Below are 2920 nucleotides of genomic sequence, written 5' to 3' on the forward strand. Positions count from 1 at the left end.
CATCATGCGCTCCGTCTATCAAACGGAGCAGCCCCTTCCAACTAAGCACGTGGTCCCACAATCGGGGTCCATTTCAATGTCCTGTTGTTCGACCTCGGCCGCGTCGTGCTCGATATCGATTTCGGCAAGGTGATGACCACCTGGGCCGGCCATGCCGGCTGCGAGCCCGGCGAGCTCGCCACCCGCTTTGTGATGGACGAGAGTTACAGACATCACGAGGTCGGCAAGATCGATGACGCCGCCTTCTTCGCAAGCCTGCGGCAGTCGCTCGGCATCGGCATCTCCGACGCCCAGTTCCTGGAAGGCTGGAACGCGATCTTCGCCGGCGAGATGCCGGGAATCGCCGCGCACCTGGCGCGCGCCAAGACGCGCCTGCCGCTTTATGCTTTCTCGAACACCAATCCGCCCCATATCGAGCATTTCTCGACAGCCTATTCGGACGTGCTCGGCCACTTCCGCCAGATCTTCTTCTCGTCGACGATCGGGCTACGGAAACCCGACGCGGAAGCCTATGATTACGTCGTCAAGGCGATCGGCGCGCCGGCCTCGCGCATCGTGTTCTTCGACGATTCCGCCGAGAACATCCGCGGCGCACGGGCGGCAGGTCTCACAGCCATTCACGTCACATCGTCAGATGATGTGACGAACGCGCTTCTCGCGCTCGGAATTTAGGAGTTGCCCGTGGCCCTGATGCCGGTCGCCGATGCGCTAGCCGCGGTCCTCGCCGGCGCGGAACCATTGCCGGAAGAGATGGTCGCGCTCGATGCCGCCTATCACCGCACGCTCGCCCGTGACGTCGCAGCAAAGCGTACTCAGCCGCCACTGGCGATGTCGGCGATGGATGGCTATGCGGTGCGATCCGCCGATGCCGCCGATCTCAGCGCGCGGCTGAAGGTGATCGGCGAAGTCGCCGCGGGCCGGCCGTTCGATCGGGAACTTGGTCCGCGGGAAGCGGCACGGATCTTCACCGGCGGCGTCATTCCCGCCGGCGCCGATGCCGTCGTGATCCAGGAAGACACCCGGGTCGATGGCGATCACATCACCATCACCGAAGCTGCCATCGCCGGGCGGCATATCCGTCCCGCCGGCGTCGATTTCCGTGAAGGCGACGTGCTGCTCAGGCGCGGAAGCCGGCTGACCGACCGCGCGCTGTCGCTGGCGGCGTCGATGAACTATCCGGAACTTCCCGTGCGGCGCCGGCCGAAGGTGGCCGTGCTCGCGACCGGCGACGAACTGGTGATGCCGGGCACCTCTCCGGGCCCGGGCCAGATCGTCTATTCCAACGGCTATGCGCTGCGGGCGCTGGCGCGCGCGGAAGGCGCTGAAGCGATCGATCTGGGGGTCGCCGCCGACACGGTTGCCGCCACCACCGAGGGCATCCGCCGCGCGCATGCCGCGGGCGCCAACATCCTCATCACCACCGGCGGCGCCTCAGTCGGTGACCACGACCTCGTAAAGCCGTCGCTCGAGGCCGAGGGCGTCACCATGGCGTTCTGGAAGATCGCGATGCGGCCCGGCAAACCGATGATGCATGGCCGACTCGGCACGATGCGAGTGATCGGCCTGCCCGGCAATCTGGTGTCGTCCTATGTCTGCGCCTACCTGTTCCTGGTGCCGTTGATTCGGGCCCTCCTCGGCCGCTCGGCTGTTCATCACGTCAGCGAAAGCGCCCTGCTCGGCCGCGATCTCGCCGCCAACGATCAGCGCGAAGATTATCTTCGCGCGCTTCTCGAAGAGCGCGACGACGGCACGCTGATCGCAACGCCAGTCACCAAGCAGGACAGTTCGCTGCTTGGGAATCTCACTGCGGCGCAGGCACTTGTGATCCGTCCGCCATTCGCGCCGGCCGCCGCAAAAGGCGCGCCTTGCGACATTCTCCGATTGCCTGAATGACGCCGCGACCAGCACCTACTGGAGCATCTCTGATCGCGTTCACCAGAAATTAAGTGGTTGCGGAACACATATCGAACATATAGTGTCCGTTCATGATTTGTTTCGAAACTCGCTGTCTACGAATTGGAGTGCGTTACTCCCGAGATCAGCTCTTCTCAAGTCTCGGATCGAACGACGCTACCAACCGGGGGAATGCTCGCGATGCTTACGCGCAAACAGTATGAACTTCTGCGTTTCATCAACGAACGGCTGAAAGAGGCCGGCGTGCCTCCTTCCTTCGACGAGATGAAGGACGCACTCGACCTGCGCTCGAAGTCCGGCATCCACCGCCTGATCACGGCGCTGGAAGAACGGGGCTTCATCCGTCGCCTGCCGAACCGTGCCCGCGCAATCGAGGTGATCAAACTGCCTGAGCTCTCCGCCGCCGGCAACGGTCGCCGCGGCTTCACGCCGAGCGTCATTGAGGGCACGCTCGGCAAGCGCACGACCAGCGCGGCCGTGGCCGAAGACGATGGCAACCGTCCCGTTGCTGTTCCCGTGATGGGCCGGATCGCGGCGGGTACGCCGATCGAGGCGCTGCAGACCCGCAGCCACACCATCAGCGTGCCGCCCGACATGCTCGGCTCCGGCGAGCATTATGCGCTCGAGGTGCGCGGCGATTCCATGGTGGAGGCCGGCATCCTCGACGGCGACATGGCGCTGATCCAGCGCAACGAAACCGCCAACACCGGCGACATTGTGGTGGCGCTGATCGATGAGGAAGAGGCTACGCTGAAGCGTTTCCGTCGCCGCGGCGCCTCGATCGCGCTGGAGCCTGCCAATGCGGCCTACGAAGTCCGCATCCTGCCGCCGAACCGGGTGCGGATCCAGGGCAAGCTGATCGGGCTTTATCGCAAGTACTGAGCCGACCAGGACGCAGCAGCCCCGTCTGGTACTTAGGTGGGTGCTCTGCCCTAGGCCGTGTGGACAGTTACCTTATCCAGAGCAGAGTGGCGGCAATGGCGACGACGGCGAAGTAGTTTCGCGC

Annotated in this window: 3 protein-coding genes; all 3 read left to right on the forward strand. The window is 64.5% G+C overall.

Going from position 1 to position 2920, the window contains the following annotated elements:
- Nucleotides 1-132 precede the first annotated feature (132 nt).
- A complete protein-coding gene (locus AAFX91_RS40505) occupies nt 133-672 on the forward strand; it encodes an HAD family hydrolase (RefSeq protein WP_394570220.1) in 540 nt (179 codons plus the stop codon).
- Nucleotides 673-681: 9 nt separating this feature from the next.
- Nucleotides 682-1893, forward strand: a complete 1212-nt coding sequence (glp, locus tag AAFX91_RS40510) for a gephyrin-like molybdotransferase Glp (protein WP_394570219.1) — start codon at nt 682-684, stop codon at nt 1891-1893.
- A gap of 201 nt (nt 1894-2094) precedes the next feature.
- On the forward strand, nt 2095-2796 hold the full coding sequence (lexA, locus tag AAFX91_RS40515) for a transcriptional repressor LexA (protein WP_130583617.1): 702 nt from the start codon (nt 2095-2097) through the stop codon (nt 2794-2796).
- Nucleotides 2797-2920: the final 124 nt, after the last annotated feature.

The sequence above is a fragment of the Bradyrhizobium sp. 31Argb genome (assembly GCF_043638955.1).
GTDB lineage: Bacteria > Pseudomonadota > Alphaproteobacteria > Rhizobiales > Xanthobacteraceae > Bradyrhizobium.